Annotated in this window: 18 protein-coding genes; 15 read left to right on the forward strand and 3 right to left on the reverse strand. The window is 61.6% G+C overall.

What is annotated here, in order from left to right; all coding sequences use genetic code 11:
- Positions 1 to 6: 6 nt before the first annotated feature.
- From nuoI to BJG93_RS04975, 15 genes are all read left to right on the forward strand, one after another.
- The gene (gene nuoI / locus BJG93_RS04905; RefSeq protein WP_013088942.1) at positions 7 to 495 is read left to right on the forward strand and encodes an NADH-quinone oxidoreductase subunit NuoI; all 489 of its coding nucleotides are present in this window, start codon (positions 7 to 9) and stop codon (positions 493 to 495) included.
- A gap of 192 nt (positions 496 to 687) precedes the next feature.
- Positions 688 to 1,374, forward strand: coding sequence for an NADH-quinone oxidoreductase subunit J (locus tag BJG93_RS04910; protein ID WP_027197220.1), 687 nt, complete (start codon positions 688 to 690; stop codon positions 1,372 to 1,374).
- 20 nt (positions 1,375 to 1,394) lie between these two features.
- Entirely contained in the window at positions 1,395 to 1,700 is a 306-nt protein-coding gene (gene nuoK / locus BJG93_RS04915) for an NADH-quinone oxidoreductase subunit NuoK (RefSeq protein WP_006052894.1), read from the forward strand.
- Between the two features lie 17 nt (positions 1,701 to 1,717).
- On the forward strand, positions 1,718 to 3,784 hold the full coding sequence (gene nuoL, locus BJG93_RS04920) for an NADH-quinone oxidoreductase subunit L (RefSeq protein ID WP_027197221.1): 2,067 nt from the start codon (positions 1,718 to 1,720) through the stop codon (positions 3,782 to 3,784).
- 14 nt (positions 3,785 to 3,798) lie between these two features.
- Entirely contained in the window at positions 3,799 to 5,289 is a 1,491-nt protein-coding gene (locus BJG93_RS04925; protein ID WP_027197222.1) for an NADH-quinone oxidoreductase subunit M, read from the forward strand.
- A gap of 24 nt (positions 5,290 to 5,313) precedes the next feature.
- Positions 5,314 to 6,786 carry an NADH-quinone oxidoreductase subunit NuoN gene (gene nuoN, locus BJG93_RS04930; RefSeq protein ID WP_034479241.1) on the forward strand — a complete coding sequence of 491 codons (1,473 nt, stop codon included), beginning with the start codon at positions 5,314 to 5,316 and terminating at the stop codon, positions 6,784 to 6,786.
- Positions 6,786 to 7,082 (forward strand): DUF2818 family protein, encoded by a 297-nt coding sequence (locus BJG93_RS04935; protein WP_027197224.1) that lies wholly within the window; start codon positions 6,786 to 6,788, stop codon positions 7,080 to 7,082. The genes nuoN and BJG93_RS04935 overlap by 1 nt, the downstream gene beginning before the upstream one ends.
- A 44-nt stretch (positions 7,083 to 7,126) precedes the next feature.
- Positions 7,127 to 7,717, forward strand: a complete 591-nt coding sequence (locus BJG93_RS04940; RefSeq protein WP_027197225.1) for an NUDIX domain-containing protein — start codon at positions 7,127 to 7,129, stop codon at positions 7,715 to 7,717.
- A 303-nt stretch (positions 7,718 to 8,020) separates the two neighbouring features.
- Positions 8,021 to 8,266 (forward strand): hypothetical protein, encoded by a 246-nt coding sequence (locus BJG93_RS04945; protein WP_082194617.1) that lies wholly within the window; start codon positions 8,021 to 8,023, stop codon positions 8,264 to 8,266.
- Positions 8,267 to 8,329: 63 nt separating this feature from the next.
- Positions 8,330 to 8,854, forward strand: a complete 525-nt coding sequence (locus BJG93_RS04950; RefSeq protein ID WP_027197226.1) for a helix-turn-helix transcriptional regulator — start codon at positions 8,330 to 8,332, stop codon at positions 8,852 to 8,854.
- A 211-nt stretch (positions 8,855 to 9,065) separates the two neighbouring features.
- On the forward strand, positions 9,066 to 9,491 hold the full coding sequence (locus BJG93_RS04955) for a DUF1178 family protein (protein WP_027197227.1): 426 nt from the start codon (positions 9,066 to 9,068) through the stop codon (positions 9,489 to 9,491).
- A 48-nt stretch (positions 9,492 to 9,539) separates the two neighbouring features.
- Positions 9,540 to 10,736 (forward strand): acyl-CoA dehydrogenase family protein, encoded by a 1,197-nt coding sequence (locus tag BJG93_RS04960; protein ID WP_027197228.1) that lies wholly within the window; start codon positions 9,540 to 9,542, stop codon positions 10,734 to 10,736.
- An 11-nt stretch (positions 10,737 to 10,747) separates the two neighbouring features.
- A complete protein-coding gene (locus tag BJG93_RS04965) occupies positions 10,748 to 11,875 on the forward strand; it encodes an acyl-CoA dehydrogenase family protein (protein ID WP_027197229.1) in 1,128 nt (375 codons plus the stop codon).
- Between the two features lie 33 nt (positions 11,876 to 11,908).
- Positions 11,909 to 12,367 (forward strand): MaoC family dehydratase, encoded by a 459-nt coding sequence (locus BJG93_RS04970; RefSeq protein WP_027197230.1) that lies wholly within the window; start codon positions 11,909 to 11,911, stop codon positions 12,365 to 12,367.
- Positions 12,364 to 12,852 (forward strand): MaoC family dehydratase, encoded by a 489-nt coding sequence (locus BJG93_RS04975; protein ID WP_027197231.1) that lies wholly within the window; start codon positions 12,364 to 12,366, stop codon positions 12,850 to 12,852. Before BJG93_RS04970 ends, BJG93_RS04975 begins: the two co-directional genes overlap by 4 nt.
- A gap of 99 nt (positions 12,853 to 12,951) precedes the next feature.
- On the opposite strand, the gene BJG93_RS04980 is transcribed toward BJG93_RS04975, so the two are convergent.
- The 3 genes from BJG93_RS04980 to BJG93_RS04990 are packed head-to-tail and all read right to left on the reverse strand — an operon-like array spanning position 12,952 to position 16,143.
- The gene (locus tag BJG93_RS04980) at positions 12,952 to 13,653 is read right to left on the reverse strand and encodes a glutathione binding-like protein (protein WP_027197232.1); all 702 of its coding nucleotides are present in this window, start codon (positions 13,651 to 13,653) and stop codon (positions 12,952 to 12,954) included.
- 58 nt (positions 13,654 to 13,711) lie between these two features.
- Positions 13,712 to 14,980, reverse strand: a complete 1,269-nt coding sequence (locus BJG93_RS04985; RefSeq protein ID WP_027197233.1) for an acyl-CoA dehydrogenase family protein — start codon at positions 14,978 to 14,980, stop codon at positions 13,712 to 13,714.
- A gap of 56 nt (positions 14,981 to 15,036) precedes the next feature.
- Positions 15,037 to 16,143, reverse strand: coding sequence for a phosphotransferase (locus BJG93_RS04990; RefSeq protein ID WP_027197234.1), 1,107 nt, complete (start codon positions 16,141 to 16,143; stop codon positions 15,037 to 15,039).
- Between the last annotated feature and the right edge of the window lie 18 nt (positions 16,144 to 16,161).

Below are 16,161 nucleotides of genomic sequence, written 5' to 3' on the forward strand. Positions count from 1 at the left end.
GAACCTATGACCGCAATCCAAAACTTCTTCAAGACTTTCTTCCTTACGGAACTGCTGAAAGGCCTCGCACTGACCGGACGCTACACGTTCCAGCGCAAAGTCACCGTGCAGTTTCCGGAAGAAAAGACCCCGATCTCGCCGCGTTTCCGCGGTCTGCATGCGTTGCGCCGCTACGAAAACGGCGAAGAGCGCTGCATCGCGTGCAAGCTGTGCGAAGCAGTGTGCCCGGCGCTCGCGATCACGATCGAATCGGAAACGCGCGCGGACAACACGCGCCGCACGACGCGCTACGACATCGACCTGACCAAGTGCATCTTCTGCGGTTTCTGCGAAGAGAGCTGCCCGGTCGACTCGATCGTCGAGACGCACATTCTCGAGTATCACGGCGAGAAGCGCGGCGATCTGTACTTCACGAAGGAAATGCTGCTGGCCGTTGGCGACCGCTACGAAGCACAAATCGCCGCCAACAAGGCAGCCGACGCACCGTATCGTTGAAGCGCTGTCCCGCTGATGCAGTAATGGCGGCAGTAAAAGCAGTAACACGGCCTGCTGTCGGGCCGACCGCCGCGGCCTGAACGCCGCGGCACGGCGCACCTGTGTGGCGGTTTCGGCGGCTTCGTCCGCTGTTGCCAGCCACACGTGCCAAAGAACAATGCCTGACGATGGCCTAACGATGAACCGGTAATCATGGAATTCACGACCGTACTGTTCTACATCTTCGCGCTGCTCCTGGTGGTTTCGGGGCTGAAGGTGATCACCTCGCGCAACCCGGTTTCGTCCGCACTGTTTCTGGTGCTGGCGTTCTTCAACGCAGCCGCGATCTGGATGCTGCTGGAGGCCGAGTTCCTCGCGATCCTGCTGGTGCTGGTCTACGTCGGCGCGGTGATGGTGCTGTTCCTGTTCGTCGTGATGATGTTGGACGTCAATCTCGACGTGCTGCGCAAGGACTTCAAACGCTTTGTGCCGATGGCCTCGGCGGTAGGCGCGATCATCGTGGTCGAAACCGCGCTGATCCTGTGGCACGGCTACGGCGCGACCACCACCGCGCTGCACGACACGGCCGCTGCCGCGGCCGGCATGGGCGACTGGTCGAACACACGCCTGATCGGCAAAGTCATCTACACCGACTACATCTTCGCGTTCGAAATCGCCGGTCTGATTTTGCTGGTGGCCATCATCGCGGCGATCGCGCTCACTACGAGCCATAAGAAGGACAGCAAGCGCCAGAACGTCAGCGCTCAGGTCAAGGTCCGTGCCCAGGACCGCGTGCGCGTCGTGAAGATGCCTTCAGAGAAGACCGCGGCGACGATCGCGGCGGAACAAGCCGCTGCAGCGGCAGCAGCAGCCGACTCGGCACCTGCGAAGAACAGCTGAGCGGACAGGAGATAGAAATCATGTTGACCCTTGCCCATTACCTTGTCCTCGGCGCGATCCTGTTTGCGATCAGCATCGTCGGCATTTTCCTGAACCGCCGCAACGTCATCATCATCCTGATGGCGATCGAACTGATGCTGCTCGCGGTGAACACTAATTTCGTCGCGTTCTCGCACTACCTGGGCGACGTGCACGGTCAGATTTTCGTCTTCTTCGTGCTGACGGTTGCGGCAGCAGAAGCGGCGATCGGTCTCGCAATTCTGGTGACCCTGTTCCGTAGTCTCGACACGATCAATGTCGAGGATCTCGATCAGCTCAAAGGTTAATTTCAGGAAAAGCGGTTATGTCCACGATACTCAATGAAAACCTGCTGTTGGCAATTCCGCTGGCGCCCCTCGCCGGTTCCCTGGTTGCGGGGCTGTTCGGCAAGGCGGTAGGGCGAGCGGGTGCGCATTCGGTCACGATCCTCGGCGTCGCGGTTTCGTTCATCCTGTCGGTGATCGTCTTTTTGCAGGTGATGGATGGCGCGAGCTTCAACGCGACCGTTTATCAATGGATGTCGATCGGCAAGACGCAGCTCGAAGTCGGTTTCCTGGTCGACTCGCTGACCGCGATGATGATCGTCGTGGTGAACTTCGTCTCCCTGATGGTGCATATCTACACGATCGGCTACATGGCCGACGACGACGGCTACCAACGCTTCTTCTCGTACATCTCCCTGTTCACGTTCTCGATGTTGATGCTCGTGATGAGCAACAACTTCCTGCAGCTGTTCTTCGGCTGGGAGGCGGTGGGTCTCGTGTCGTACCTGCTGATCGGCTTCTACTTCAAGCGTGAGAGCGCGATCTACGCGAACATGAAGGCGTTCATCGTGAACCGCGTCGGTGACTTCGGTTTCCTGCTCGGTATCGGTCTGCTGTTCGCGTTCGCCGGTTCGATGAACTACGGCGAAGTCTTCGCGAAGCGTACTGAACTGGCGGCCTTGAACTTCCCCGGTACCGATTGGGGGTTGCTGACGGTCGCCTGTATCTGCCTGTTCATCGGCGCGATGGGTAAGTCGGCGCAGTTCCCGCTGCATGTGTGGCTGCCTGACTCGATGGAAGGCCCGACCCCGATCTCCGCGCTGATTCACGCGGCGACCATGGTGACAGCCGGTATCTTCATGGTCACGCGCATGTCGCCGCTGTTCGAACTGTCGGATACGGCGCTGTCCTTCGTCATGGTCATCGGCGCGATTACCGCGCTGTTCATGGGCTTCCTCGGGATCGTCCAGAACGACATCAAGCGTGTGGTTGCTTATTCAACGCTGTCGCAGCTCGGTTACATGACGGTCGCACTCGGCGCGTCGGCTTACTCGGTCGCCGTGTTCCACCTGATGACGCACGCGTTCTTCAAGGCACTGCTGTTCCTCGGCGCGGGTTCGGTGATCATCGGCATGCATCACGATCAGGACATGCGCAACATGGGTGGCTTGCGCAAGTACATGCCGATCACGTGGATCACGTCGCTGATCGGTTCGCTCGCGCTGATCGGCACGCCGTTCTTCTCGGGCTTCTACTCGAAAGACTCGATCATCGACGCGGTGAAGCTCTCGCATCTGCCGGGCTCAAGTTTCGCGTACTTCGCGGTGGTCGCAAGCGTGTTCGTGACCGCGCTGTACTCGTTCCGTATGTACTTCATGGTGTTCCACGGTGAAGAGCGCTTCCGCGGTCCCAAACACCCGGACTCGCCGATGGGCGCCGAGGCCGCGTCGCATGGGCATGACGCGCACGGCCACGACGACCATGGTCATGGTCACGACGACCACGCGCACGAGCCGCACGAAACGCCGTGGGTCGTGTGGGTGCCGCTGGTGCTGCTGGCGATTCCGTCCATCGTAATCGGCGCGATCGCCGTCGGTCCGATGCTGTTCGGCGACTTCTTCCAGCACGGCGTCGCGTTCGACAAAGTGATCTACATCAGCGAGAACCATCCGGCGCTGCATGAGATGGCAGAAGAATTCCAGGGCTGGGCGTCGATGGGTCTGCATTCGGTGTCGGGCCTGCCGGTGTGGCTGGCGCTCGCTGGCGTGCTGGTCGCATGGTTCCTGTATCTGGTTCGTCCGGATCTGCCCGCTGTCATCAAGCGCGCATTCGGCCCGATCTATACGTTGCTCGATAACAAGTACTACATGGACAAGATCAACGAAGTCGTGTTTGCGCGGGGCGCGGTCGCCATTGGCCGGGGTCTGTGGAAGGAAGGCGACGTGGTCGTGATCGACGGCATCGTCAACGGCAGCGCACGCTTTATCGGCTGGTTCGCGAGCGTGATCCGCTTCCTTCAATCCGGCTACATCTATCACTACGCGTTCGCCATGATTCTCGGCATGCTGGGGCTCCTGACCCTGTTTGTAACGCTCGGCGGCAAATAAGGCGAGGGACACTCATGCACGCTTATCCGATTCTCAGCATCGCGATCTGGTTGCCGATTTTCTTCGGTCTGCTGGTCCTCGCGATCGGCAACGACGACAACCCCGCCCCCGCGCGCTGGATTTCGTTGATTGGCTCGGTCCTGAGCTTCCTCGTCACGCTGCCGCTGATCACCAGCTTCGATTCGAGCACCGCCGACCTGCAGTTCGTCGAACAGGCGAACTGGATCGAGCGCTTTCATATCACGTACCACCTCGGCGTGGACGGCATTTCGATGTGGTTCGTCGTGCTGACCGCGTTGATTACGGTGATCGTCGTCATTTCAGCGTGGGAAGTGATCACGAAGAACGTCGGCCAGTATCTCGCGGCGTTCCTGATCCTGTCGGGGATCATGGTCGGCGTGTTCAGCGCGGCCGACGGCATGCTGTTCTACGTGTTTTTCGAAGCGACGCTGATCCCGATGTACATCATCATCGGCGTGTGGGGCGGGGCGAACCGCGTGTACGCGGCCTTCAAGTTCTTCCTGTACACGCTGATGGGCTCGCTGCTGATGCTGGTCGCGCTGATCTACCTGTACAACGAGACCGGCACGTTCGACCTCGCCACGTGGCAGCACACGCAAATCGGGATGACGCCGCAGGTGCTGCTGTTTATCGCGTTCTTCCTGGCCTTCGCCGTGAAGGTGCCGATGTGGCCGGTGCACACGTGGTTGCCGGACGCGCACGTGGAAGCGCCGACCGGCGGCTCGGTCGTGCTGGCCGCGATCATGCTGAAGCTTGGTGCGTACGGTTTCCTGCGCTTCTCGCTGCCGATCACGCCTGATGCGAGCCATTTCCTCGCGCCGGTCGTCATCACGTTGTCGCTGATCGCGGTGATCTACATCGGTCTCGTCGCCATGGTGCAGGCCGACATGAAGAAGCTGGTTGCGTATTCGTCGATCGCGCACATGGGCTTCGTTACGCTCGGCTTTTTCATCTTCAATCAGCTCGGCGCGGAAGGCGCGATCGTGCAGATGATCTCGCACGGCTTCGTGTCGGGCGCGATGTTCCTGTGCATTGGCGTACTGTACGACCGTATGCACTCGCGTCAGATCGCCGATTACGGCGGTGTCGTCAACGTGATGCCGAAGTTTGCGGCGTTCGTGATGTTGTTCGCGATGGCCAATTGCGGCTTGCCGGGCACTTCCGGGTTCGTCGGCGAATTCATGGTGATTCTGGCCTCCGTCCAGTACAACTTCTGGATCGCGGCCGGCGCGGCAGTCACGCTGATTCTCGGCGCGGCCTACACGCTGTGGATGTACAAGCGCGTGTACTTCGGCGCGGTCGCGAACGACCACGTGAAGAACCTGCTCGACATCGGCCGTCGCGAATTTTTCATGCTGGCAGTGCTCGCCGCGCTGACGCTGTTCATGGGCCTGTACCCGAAGCCCTTTACCGATGTGATGCACGTATCCGTGGAAAACCTCCTCTCCCACGTCGCTCAATCGAAGCTGCCGTTGCCTCAGTAACGACGAGCGGAGGAATTTAAGACCATGCAAAACGCCCCTATGACTGCTCTGTTGCCCGACGCATTGGTGATGCTCGCCGTTGTCGTCGCGTGGCTCAACGACACGTTCGTCGGCCAGGAGGGTCGCCGTACCACGTATTTCATCGCGTTCTTCTCGACGCTCGTCGCCGGGATCTGGTTCGCGATCAATGCGTTCGACCCGCAAGTGCACTACTTCTTCGATCACATGTACGTGATCGATCCGTTCGCCAACGTGATGAAGGCGGTGGTGTCGCTCGGCTATGCGGTATCCGTCGTTTATTCGCGTCGCTACCTGGAAGACCGTGGCCTGTTCCGCGGTGACTTCTTCCTGCTCGGCATGTTCTCGTTGCTGGGCCAGATCGTGATGATCTCGGGCAACAACTTTCTGACGCTGTACCTCGGTCTGGAATTGATGTCGCTATCGCTGTACGCGGTGATCGCGCTGCGTCGCGAAGTAGCATCGTCGAACGAAGCGGCGATGAAGTACTACGTGCTCGGCGCGCTGGCTTCCGGTTTCCTGTTGTACGGTATCTCGATGCTGTACGGCGCGACCGGCTCGCTCGACCTGAACGAAGTGTTCAAGGCGATCAGCACGAGCCACTACGATCCGACCGTGCTGCTGTTCGGCGTAATCTTTATCGTCGCCGGTGTCGCTTTCAAGATGGGTGCGGTGCCCTTCCATATGTGGGTGCCTGACGTGTACCAGGGTGCACCGACGGCGATGACGCTGGTGGTCGGCGGCGGCCCGAAGGTTGCGGCATTCGCATGGGGTCTGCGCTTCCTGGTGATGGGCTTGCTGCCGCTCGCGGTCGAATGGCAACAGATGCTGGTGATTCTGGCGGCGCTGTCGCTGATCGTCGGCAACATAACCGGTATCGTGCAGCGCAACGTCAAGCGGATGCTCGCGTATTCGGCGATCTCGAACATGGGCTTCGTGCTGCTCGGCCTGCTCGCCGGCGTGGTCGACCAGAAGACGACGGGCGCCGCGAGCGCGTACGGCTCGGCGATGTTCTACAGCATCGTCTACCTGATCACGACGCTCGGCACTTTCGGCGTCATCATGCTGCTCGCGCGCCGAGACTTCGAAGCGGACACGCTGGAGGACTTCAAGGGCCTCAACCAGCGCAGTCCGGTGTTCGCGTTCGTGATGATGATCATGATGTTCTCGCTCGCGGGTATTCCGCCGGCGGTCGGCTTCTATGCGAAGCTCGCCGTGCTGCAGGCGACGATGAACGCCGGCCTCACGTGGCTCACCGTGCTCGCCGTGATCACGTCGCTGTTCGGCGCGTTCTACTACCTGCGCATCGTCAAGCTGATGTACTTCGACGAGCCCCAAGACAAGTCGCCGATTCTGGCGGACACGAGCACACGCGCGTTGCTCGCGCTCAATGGCGTCGCCGTGTTGGTGCTCGGCATTGTGCCGGATCCGCTGTTGCGCGCGTGTCTGCAGGCTATGCAGCACACGCTGCTGCTCTGATGTCCGCTGCGGGCTGGTTTATCGTGCTGTTGGCGCTGGTTGGCGCCAACCTGCCGTTCCTGAATCAGCGCCTGTTCGCCGCCGTGCCGTTGAAAACGGCGAAGAAAAGCGCCTGGCTTCGGATTGCCGAATTGATCGTGCTGTATTTCGTGGTCGGCGCGCTGGGCTTTCTACTCGAAGCGCGCGCGGGAAATCGCTTCGAACAGGGCTGGCAGTTCTATGCGATCACGTTCGCGCTGTTCGTCGTGTTCGCTTTTCCCGGCTTTACCTTCCAATATCTCGTCAAACGCCGCTGACGGTGTCCTGCCGTCGCGCGCCTGGCTGGTCCGAGGTCCCGCACATGGCTGAACTTCCCAATCACGACGCCGCGCTAACCGAGACTTGTATCGACAGCAAAACGGTCCATCAAGGGCCGTTCATGACGGTCAAGTACGATACGGTCCGACTGCCGGACGGCAAACAGGCGACGCGCGAATACGTTCAGCATCCGGGCGCCGTCATGGTGATTCCCTTGTTGGATGACGGTCGCGTGCTGCTCGAAAGTCAGTATCGCTATCCGATGGGTAAGGTGATGGTCGAATATCCGGCCGGCAAGCTCGACCCGAACGAGGGCGCGCTGGCCTGCGCGGTGCGGGAGCTGCGCGAGGAAACCGGCTATACCGCGCGCGAGTACGTGTACCTCGCCCGGATTCACCCGATCATTTCCTATTCGACCGAATTCATTGATATCTATCTTGCCCGGGGTTTGACCGCGGGCGAGCGCAAGCTCGACGAAGGCGAGTTTCTCGAACTTTTCACAGCGACTGTGGAGCAGGTGTCCGAATGGGTGCGCACGGGCAAGATCACCGACGTAAAGACGATCATCGGTACATTCTGGCTCGAGAAAGTGCTGTCGGGCACGTGGCCGATGGAGGCGCCCGCAGCGGTATAAGTTCGTGTGTGCCGGATAGCTGATCCGCGTTGCGGCTCAGTGAAGCCCCCGTTGGTCGATGACCGGCGGGGGCTTTGCCATTGGTTCCTCTGTTTCCTTCGGGCTTAAAGCTGCCGTTTCCTATGCCTTCTGGCCGGCTCGTCGTGACGCCGACGGCCAGATAGTATGAACCTTTCGATCACGGTATCTGTCGTCGATTTTGTTTTGGATAACTGACGACGGACATCGGAGTGATCTGATTTCAGGTCGAGCATAGGTTGTCATTTGACAACCTATGCTCGACCGGCTACATTGGAGATATCGATGGTTCGACGAAGGCACGGGAAGAAAGAGATCGAGGTCGCATTGGCGCACGCGGAGCAGCACGGCTGGCGCGTTCAGGGCGGCGGAAAAGGTCATGCGTGGGGAAAAATCTATTGCCCATACGAGGACGGCGAGTGCCGTTGCGGGGAGTTCTGTATATCGAGCGTCTGGAGCACGCCGAAGAATCCCGGCAATCACGCGAGACACTTGCGGCGCATCGTCGACAACTGTACGGCTCAGCGCTAATGGGTTCGTCAATATCTAAGAGAAATCGCAATGACCTGGGCTAAACAAGAACAGGAGTAACGTATGGAATATGTGTTCACCTTGAAATACCGCCTCGTCGCGGAAGATTGCGATGCTGACGCAATCGTCGAGCGGTTGGCCAAAGCGGGGTGCGACGACGCCACGGTTGGCGTCGGGCAACCTGGCCGCCTCGGGCTGCTTTTCACCCGCGAAGGCGCGAGCGCATTTGCGGCTGTCACCAGTGCGCTCAAGCATGTGAAACGCGCGGTGCCCTCCGCGCAGCTGGTCGAGGCGGGGCCTGACTTCGTGGGGCTGACCGACGTGGCCGAAATGACCGGCGTGTCCCGGCAAAACATGCGCAAGCTGATGCTGAGTCATCCAATCGACTTTCCGCCGCCGGTCCACGAAGGCAGTGCGTCGGTTTGGCATCTTTCGGATGTGCTCGAATGGCTGACAGCGCGCGGCGGGTATGAGATTGAGACGGGTGCCGCGGATGTCGCAAAACTGGCGAAGCAGATCAATCTGGCGAAGGAGGCGCGTCAGATTGAACCGCGTGTGAGCCGTCAACTCGGAGATCTCGTGGCGTAGCAGTGCGGGGAAGCAGGCTGGGAACAGAGCGAACGCGGTACGGCTTAGGCGCCGGGCTACCTTCGGCAGCACATGCCGTAAAGCGTTAAAATCGCCCACCGCGCCATATTCCCCGCCGCAACGGGCGGCTGCGCGGCGCCGCAAGGTTTACGAACGACCGTTCACAAATTTCGATTTTGCGCTAAACTGGCAAGCAAGCCCCTGATTCCACATGAAGGTCCTCGATTTACAGTGTCCGCATGGCCATCGGTTCGAAGGCTGGTTCGCTTCGGCCGATGACTTCGAGTCGCAGCAGTCCCGCAAGCTCGTCGAATGTCCGATCTGCGGTGCGAACGAGGTGAGCCGTTTGCCGTCGGCACCGCGCCTGAATCTGTCCGGCGCGGCCGACCCGAAGGCGCCGGCGGGCGTGCAGCACATGCAGGCGCACATGATGCGAGCGCTGCGCGAGGTACTGGACAAGATCGAGAACGTGGGCGACCGCTTCGCCGAGGAAGCGCGGCGCATTCACTACAACGAAGCGCCTGCGCGCAGCATTCGCGGTGTCACGACACCGGAGGATGCACGCGCCTTGGTCGAGGAAGGCATCGAAGTAATGCCGCTGCCAGTCCCGGCTGCGCTGAAAGAACCACTGCAATAGCGTGGTGGCTCCAGGCGGCCGGGTGGTGGCGGCCAGGAGACACTACGCATGAATCTGGACTATTCCCCCGCTGAAGACGCGTTTCGCGCCGACATTCGCGCCTGGCTCGAAGCGAATCTGCCTCGCGAGCTGAGCGACAAGGTTCTCAATCACAAACGTCTTTCCCGCGAAGACTTCGCAAGCTGGCACAGGCTGCTCGGCACGCGAGGCTGGTCGGCGGTCGCGTGGCCGCGCGAATACGGTGGCCCCGGCTGGGACGCGACGCAACGACATATCTGGGAAGAGGAGTGCGCGCGTATCGGCGCACCTTCCGTGCTGCCTTTCGGTGTCTCGATGGTCGCGCCGGTGCTGATGAAGTACGGCAACGAGGCGCAGAAGCGCCACTACCTACCCCGCATTCTCGACGGCACGGACTGGTGGTGTCAGGGTTATTCGGAACCGGGGTCGGGCTCCGACCTTGCGTCGCTGCGCACCCGCGCCGAGCGCGTCGGTGACCATTACGTGGTCAACGGTCAGAAGACGTGGACCACGCTCGGCCAGTATGCCGACATGATGTTCTGTCTCGTGCGCACCGACAGCGGCGCCAAAAAGCAGGAGGGTATCTCGTTCCTGCTGATCGATATGAAAACGCCGGGCATCACAGTGCGGCCGATCATTACGCTCGACGAAGATCACGAAGTCAACGAAGTGTTCTTCGAAGACGTCGAAGTGCCGGTCGACAATCTGGTCGGCGAAGAAAACCGCGGCTGGACGTATGCGAAATATCTGCTCGGGCATGAGCGTACAGGCATTGCGCGAGTCGGTGCGTCCAAGCGTGAACTGGCGTTTCTCAAGCGCGTCGCGCTGAATCAGAACAAGAACCGTAAGCCGCTGCTGCACGATCCGGTGTTTGCGGCGAAGGTCGCCAGCCTCGAGATCGAATTGATGGCGCTCGAAGTCACCGTGCAACGCGTGGTGGCGAACGAGACGGGCGGTCGCGGCCCAGGGCCGGAAGCCTCGATGCTGAAGATCAAGGGCACGGAAGTGCAGCAGGCGCTCACCGAACTGATGTTCGAAGCGATCGGCCCGCTTGCTGCGCCGTTCGATGTGCCATTCCTCGAAGGCGAACGCGAGCACAGTCTCGCCGGCGACGACGATGCCGCGCCGCTTGCCGCGTATTACTTCAACTTCCGCAAGACGTCGATTTACGGCGGCTCGAACGAAATTCAAAAGAACATCATCGCGCAGATGATTCTCGGACTTTGAGGAGCCGCGCCATGGACTTCACTTTTAACGACGAACAGCAGCAATTTGCCGACGCGCTGCGCCGCTATCTCGAGAAGAACTACGGCTTCGAAGCGCGCCAGCAGGTCGTGCGCTCGGAGGTGGGGGTCTCGGCTGCGCACTGGGCTGCATTCGCCGAGCTGGGGCTGACTGCCCTCCCGGTGCCCGAAGCGCAGGGCGGCTTCAACGGCGGTCCGATCGACATGCTGGTGGTCATGCAGGAGCTCGGCCGCGCGCTCGTCGTCGAGCCGTATTGGGCGACCGCAGTCGGCATCGAAGCGCTGCGACTTGCCGGCACCGGCGACGGGGATGATGCCGCGCTGCTCGAACGGACGGCGCAGGGCGAAGCCAAACTGGCCGTGGCGTTTCACGAGCCCCACGCGCGCTACGATTTGTTCGACGTCGCGACGACCGCAAGCGCCCAAGGGGCGCAGCACACGCTGAGCGGCACCAAACACGTCGTGCTGCACGGTGCGCAGGCGGACGACTGGATCGTGCCGGCACGGCTCGATGGCGAGATCGCGCTTTTCGTCGTCGCGCGTGACGCGGCTGGCGTCAAGCTCACCGAGTACCGCACGATCGACGGTCAACGCGCGGCGACGCTCGAATTCAACGGCACGCCCGCGCGCCGGCTCGGCGGCAACCATGCGGGTGCGGCAACCCTCGAGCAGATCGCCGACTATGGCACGCTGCTGCTGTGCGCGGAAGCGCTCGGCGCGCTCGACGCGCTCAATCACGCCACCGTCGAGTACACGAAAACGCGCCAGCAGTTCGGCCAGCCGATCGCGCGTTTCCAGGCGTTGCAGCATCGCATGGTCGAGATGCTGATCCACGCGGATCAGGCGCGTTCGATCACGTATCTGGCCGCGATGCGTTACGCGAGTGAAGACGCGAACGAGCGCCGTCGCGCAATCTCCGCGGCCAAGGTTCGGGTCGGGCAGGCTGCGCGGTTCGTCGGTCAACAGGCGGTGCAGTTGCATGGCGGCATGGGTGTGACGAACGAAGTGGCGGCCGCGCACCTGTTCAAGCGTCTCGCGATCATCGAGACCACGCTCGGCGACGTCGATCATCATCTCGCGCGGTTTGCCACGCTGCCCGGATTTGCCGTCGCTGAAGTTTGATCGGGCCGGTTGCAACGAACAAAGAGGTGCACGATGAAAATCAGTTTCGAAGACATGGAAGTGGGCACGAGCCACGAAATCGGCAAGCACACGTTCACGCGCGAGGAGATTGTGGCGTTCGCGCAGAAGTTCGATCCGCAGCCGTTTCATCTCGACGAAACCGCCGCGGCCGAATCGCCGTTCCGCGGCCTCGTCGCGAGCGGCTGGCACACCTGCTCGGTGATGATGGGCATGCTTGTGCGCAAGGTACTGGCCGATTCGACGTCGATGGGGTCGCCGGGGATCGACGAGATCCGCTGGCTCAGGCCGGTACGGGTCGGCGACACGATCACGATGATGAACGTCGTCGTCGACAAGCGTGTGTCGGAAAGCAAGCCCGACCGCGGCATCGTATCGACCCGCTGGGAAGGCATCAATCAGCACGGCGAAACGGTGATCACGGTGCGCTCGAAGGGCATGTTCGGCCTGCGTCGTCCGGGAGCCGCGGCATGACGGCGAGCGCGGCGCTAACCGGGGCGGCAATCGCCGCTTTCGACAACGCGGATGCGTTGCGTGCGCTGATCGGCGCACAGCCACTCGTCAGCGAATGGCTGAGCGTCGATCAGGAGAGGGTCAACCGTTTCGCCGAGGCCACCGGCGATCATCAATGGATTCACATCGATCCCGAGCGGGCCAAACGCGAATCGCCGTTTGGCGGGCCCGTGGCGCACGGGTTTCTGACGCTGTCGCTGATTCCGGCTTTGCTCGGCAAAACAGTGCGGATCGAGCAGCGCATGGGGGTCAACTACGGCTTGAATCGCGTGCGTTTCATGTCGCCGGTGCCCGTGGGTTCGTCGCTGCGCGGCAAGTTCGCGGTCGAGTCGGTGACAGACGTGGACAACAGCGGCGTGCAACTCGCCTGGAACGTGACGCTGGAGCGTCAGGGCAGCGAGCGACCGGTGTGCGTGGCAGAGTTCATCACGCGGCATTACTTCTAGCGTTCGTCTTTCACAGATGAAATGAAAAAGCGCGAGTCGGCAAGCATGCCGCCCGCGCTTCCTGTTCGGGTCGTACAGTGCCTGAAAGACGGCTCGAAACTAGTGTTTCGCGTACTGCGTCGCGCCGAACAGCATCTCTTTCGCCTTGTCGTCCGTCAGCGGTGCGCGCGCCGACGCGAGCACGTCGACTCCGCGCACCACCGCCGGCCGCGCGGCGATCTCTTCATGCCAGCGCTTCACGTTCGGCAAGCTATCGAGGTCGATGCCCTGATTTGTCCACGAACGTGTCCACGGAAAGGCGGCGATGTCCGCGATCGTATAGTCGTTGCCCGCGAGGTAGCGCGTCTTGCCGAGTTGCGTGTCCATTACGCCATACAGACGTCGCGCTTCATTGGTGTAGCGATTGACCGCGTATTCGATCTGCTCGGGTGCATACACGCGAAAGTGATGCGTTTGTCCGAGCATCGGACCGAGACCGCCCATCTGGAACATCAGCCATTGAAGCGCCGCGTAGCGCGCGGCCGGATCGGTGGGTAGAAGCTTGCCGGTTTTCTCGGCCAGATAAATCAGGATCGCCCCCGATTCGAATAGCGCGAACGGCCGGCCGTCGGCGCCTGTCGGGCCTTCCGAATCGACGATCGCGGGAATCTTGTTGTTGGGACTGATGGCGAGAAATTCCGGCTTGAACTGGTCGCCGGCGCCGATGTTCACGGCATGCACGTTGTAGTGCAGGCCCGTTTCCTCGAGCATGATATGGATCTTGTGGCCGTTCGGGGTCGCCCAGCTATAGACGTCGATCATCCTGGCTCCTTTGTTCGTCAAAGCGGCGCCGCAAAGAGGGCGCCGCCGTTGTCGAAAATTAGAGCATAGATCGTGCGACGCTGCTTGCGGTGGCGTCGGCCCCCGCGCCCGCATCCAGATGACGCGCGAGCTCGAGCTTGGCGATTGCGTTGCGGTGCACCTCGTCGGGACCGTCGGCAAAACGCAGCGTGCGCGCAGATGCGTACGCATACGCGAGCGGGAAGTCGTCGCTGACGCCGCCGCCGCCATGAGCCTGAATCGCCCAGTCGATCACTTGACACGCCATGTTCGGCGCGACCACCTTGATCATCGCGATCTCGCCGCGCGCACCCTTGTTGCCGACGGTGTCCATCATGTACGCGGTCTTCAGCGTGAGCAGACGCGCCTGCTCGATCATGCAGCGCGCTTCGGCGAGACGCTCCTGCGTGACCCCTTGCGACGCCACCGGCTTGCCGAACGCGACACGTTGCAGCGAGCGCTTCGCCATCAATTCGAGCGCGCGTTCGGCGAGACCGATCAGGCGCATGCAGTGATGGATGCGTCCCGGGCCAAGGCGGCCTTGCGCGATCTCGAAGCCGCGGCCTTCGCCGAGCAGCAGGTTGGTGGCGGGCACGCGCACGTTGTCGAGGGTGATCTCCATGTGGCCGTGCGGCGCGTCGTCGTAACCGAATACCGTGAGCGGGCGATGCACAGTGATGCCGGTGGCGTCGGCGGGCACGAGGATCATCGACTGCTGCTGATGGCGCGGGGCATCGGGATCGGTCTTGCCCATCACGATGTAGACCTTGCAGCGCGGATCGCCCGCGCCCGACGACCACCACTTGTGACCGTTGATCACGTAATGGTCGCCGTCGCGCTCGATGCGGGTCTGGATGTTCGTGGCATCCGACGATGCGACCTCCGGCTCCGTCATCAAAAACGCCGAACGGATTTGCCCTTGCAGCAGCGGATCGAGCCATTCCCGCTTGTTCTCTTCGCTGCCGTACCGCTCGATCGTCTCCATGTTGCCGGTGTCCGGCGCGTTGCAGTTGAACACTTCGGGCGCCCAGGGCACACGGCCCATGATCTCGCACAGCGGCGCGTATTCGAGATTCGTCAGACCGGCGCCACGCTTCGACTGCGGCAGGAACAGATTCCATAGGCCGGCGTCGCGCGCCTTCTGCTTGAGTTGCTCGATCAGTTCAGTCGGCACCCACGCGTTGCCGTTCTGACGATTGCGCGCGATCTCCGCGTAGAACGCCTGTTCGTTCGGGTAAATGTGCTCGTCGAAAAAGGCGAGCAGTCTTTCGCGCAACGCCTGGACCTTCGGGGTGTAGTCGAAATTCATCTTGGACCTCGCGGGTAAGGAACTGCGAATGATGGGTAACGGGACGCGCCCTTGTGCTAGAGAACCTTCTGCGCGTAATGCCAGGCCAGTTCGGCCATCGGCTTCGCGCGCCGGCCGGCATCGAGTGCCTGCGCGCTCGACGCGGTACCGTCGACGACGCGCTTCATGATCCCTTGCAGAATCGCGGCGATGCGAAACATGTTGTAGGCCAGATAGAAATTCCAGTCGCCATGAATCTCGAAGCCGGTGCGTTGGCAATAGCGCTCGACGTAGCGCGCTTCATCCGGAATGCCGAGCGCGACCCAATCGAGTCCCGCGATGCCGCGGAACTGCGCCGGGTCGACATGCCAGGCCATGCAGTGATAAGCGAAATCGGCGAGCGGATTGCCGAGCGTCGACAGTTCCCAGTCGAGCACCGCAAGCACGCGCGGCGCGTGGCGATCGAAGATCAGGTTGTCGAGCCGATAGTCGCCATGCACGACAGACACGCGCTCGTTCGTCTCGGCCGGCATATGCCGCGGCAGCCATTCGATCAGCCGGTGCATCGCGTCGATCGGCTCAGTCTCGGACGCCAGGTACTGCTTGCTCCAGCGACCGATCTGGCGCGCGAAGTAGTTGCCAGGCTTGCCGTAGTCGGCGAGGCCGGCGGCGGCGACGTCGACGCTATGCAACGCCGCGATCACGCGGTTCATTTCGTCATAGATCGCCGCGCGCTCGGTGGGCGTCATGCCGGGCAGCGATTGATCCCACAGCACCCGACCTTCCACGAACTCCATCACATAGAACGCGCGGCCGATGACACTTTCATCCTCGCACAGTGCGAGCATGTGGGCGACCGGCACGTCGCTGCGGGCGAGCGCGTGCATCACGCGATATTCGCGTTCGATCGCATGCGCGGACGGCAGCAGCTTCGCCGCGGGTCCGGGCTTCGCGCGCATGACATACGAGCGCGATGGCGTGATCAGCTTGAAAGTGGGATTGGATTGTCCGCCCGCGAATTGCTCGAGCGTAAGTGGTCCCTCGAAGCCGTCGACATGTCCGGCCAGCCACGCGGCGAGCGCATCGTTGTCGAAGCGTTGCCGCTCGTTGACCGGGCGGGTGCCCTCGAAAGCCGAGTAGTCCTGTCTGCTTGCCGGTTCGCCGGTCTGCGTGGCTGGCGCCATGTGTCTCCTCCGGTTCGG

Origin of the sequence: Paraburkholderia sprentiae WSM5005 (assembly GCF_001865575.2) — a bacterium.
In the GTDB taxonomy this organism is placed as follows: Bacteria; Pseudomonadota; Gammaproteobacteria; order Burkholderiales; family Burkholderiaceae; genus Paraburkholderia; species Paraburkholderia sprentiae.

Excerpts from the sequence above, each read along its gene's own strand:
- nuoI (WP_013088942.1), top strand. The coding sequence starts at position 7 with ATGACCGCAATCCAAAACTTCTTCAAGACTTTCTTCCTTACGGAACTG.
- BJG93_RS04910 (WP_027197220.1), top strand. The coding sequence starts at position 688 with ATGGAATTCACGACCGTACTGTTCTACATCTTCGCGCTGCTCCTGGTG.
- nuoK (WP_006052894.1), top strand. The coding sequence starts at position 1,395 with ATGTTGACCCTTGCCCATTACCTTGTCCTCGGCGCGATCCTGTTTGCG.
- nuoL (WP_027197221.1), top strand. The coding sequence starts at position 1,718 with ATGTCCACGATACTCAATGAAAACCTGCTGTTGGCAATTCCGCTGGCG.
- BJG93_RS04925 (WP_027197222.1), top strand. The coding sequence starts at position 3,799 with ATGCACGCTTATCCGATTCTCAGCATCGCGATCTGGTTGCCGATTTTC.
- nuoN (WP_034479241.1), top strand. The coding sequence starts at position 5,314 with ATGCAAAACGCCCCTATGACTGCTCTGTTGCCCGACGCATTGGTGATG.
- BJG93_RS04935 (WP_027197224.1), top strand. The coding sequence starts at position 6,786 with ATGTCCGCTGCGGGCTGGTTTATCGTGCTGTTGGCGCTGGTTGGCGCC.
- BJG93_RS04940 (WP_027197225.1), top strand. The coding sequence starts at position 7,127 with ATGGCTGAACTTCCCAATCACGACGCCGCGCTAACCGAGACTTGTATC.
- BJG93_RS04945 (WP_082194617.1), top strand. The coding sequence starts at position 8,021 with ATGGTTCGACGAAGGCACGGGAAGAAAGAGATCGAGGTCGCATTGGCG.
- BJG93_RS04950 (WP_027197226.1), top strand. The coding sequence starts at position 8,330 with ATGGAATATGTGTTCACCTTGAAATACCGCCTCGTCGCGGAAGATTGC.
- BJG93_RS04955 (WP_027197227.1), top strand. The coding sequence starts at position 9,066 with ATGAAGGTCCTCGATTTACAGTGTCCGCATGGCCATCGGTTCGAAGGC.
- BJG93_RS04960 (WP_027197228.1), top strand. The coding sequence starts at position 9,540 with ATGAATCTGGACTATTCCCCCGCTGAAGACGCGTTTCGCGCCGACATT.
- BJG93_RS04965 (WP_027197229.1), top strand. The coding sequence starts at position 10,748 with ATGGACTTCACTTTTAACGACGAACAGCAGCAATTTGCCGACGCGCTG.
- BJG93_RS04970 (WP_027197230.1), top strand. The coding sequence starts at position 11,909 with ATGAAAATCAGTTTCGAAGACATGGAAGTGGGCACGAGCCACGAAATC.
- BJG93_RS04975 (WP_027197231.1), top strand. The coding sequence starts at position 12,364 with ATGACGGCGAGCGCGGCGCTAACCGGGGCGGCAATCGCCGCTTTCGAC.
- BJG93_RS04980 (WP_027197232.1), bottom strand. The coding sequence starts at position 13,653 with ATGATCGACGTCTATAGCTGGGCGACCCCGAACGGCCACAAGATCCAT.
- BJG93_RS04985 (WP_027197233.1), bottom strand. The coding sequence starts at position 14,980 with ATGAATTTCGACTACACCCCGAAGGTCCAGGCGTTGCGCGAAAGACTG.
- BJG93_RS04990 (WP_027197234.1), bottom strand. The coding sequence starts at position 16,143 with ATGGCGCCAGCCACGCAGACCGGCGAACCGGCAAGCAGACAGGACTAC.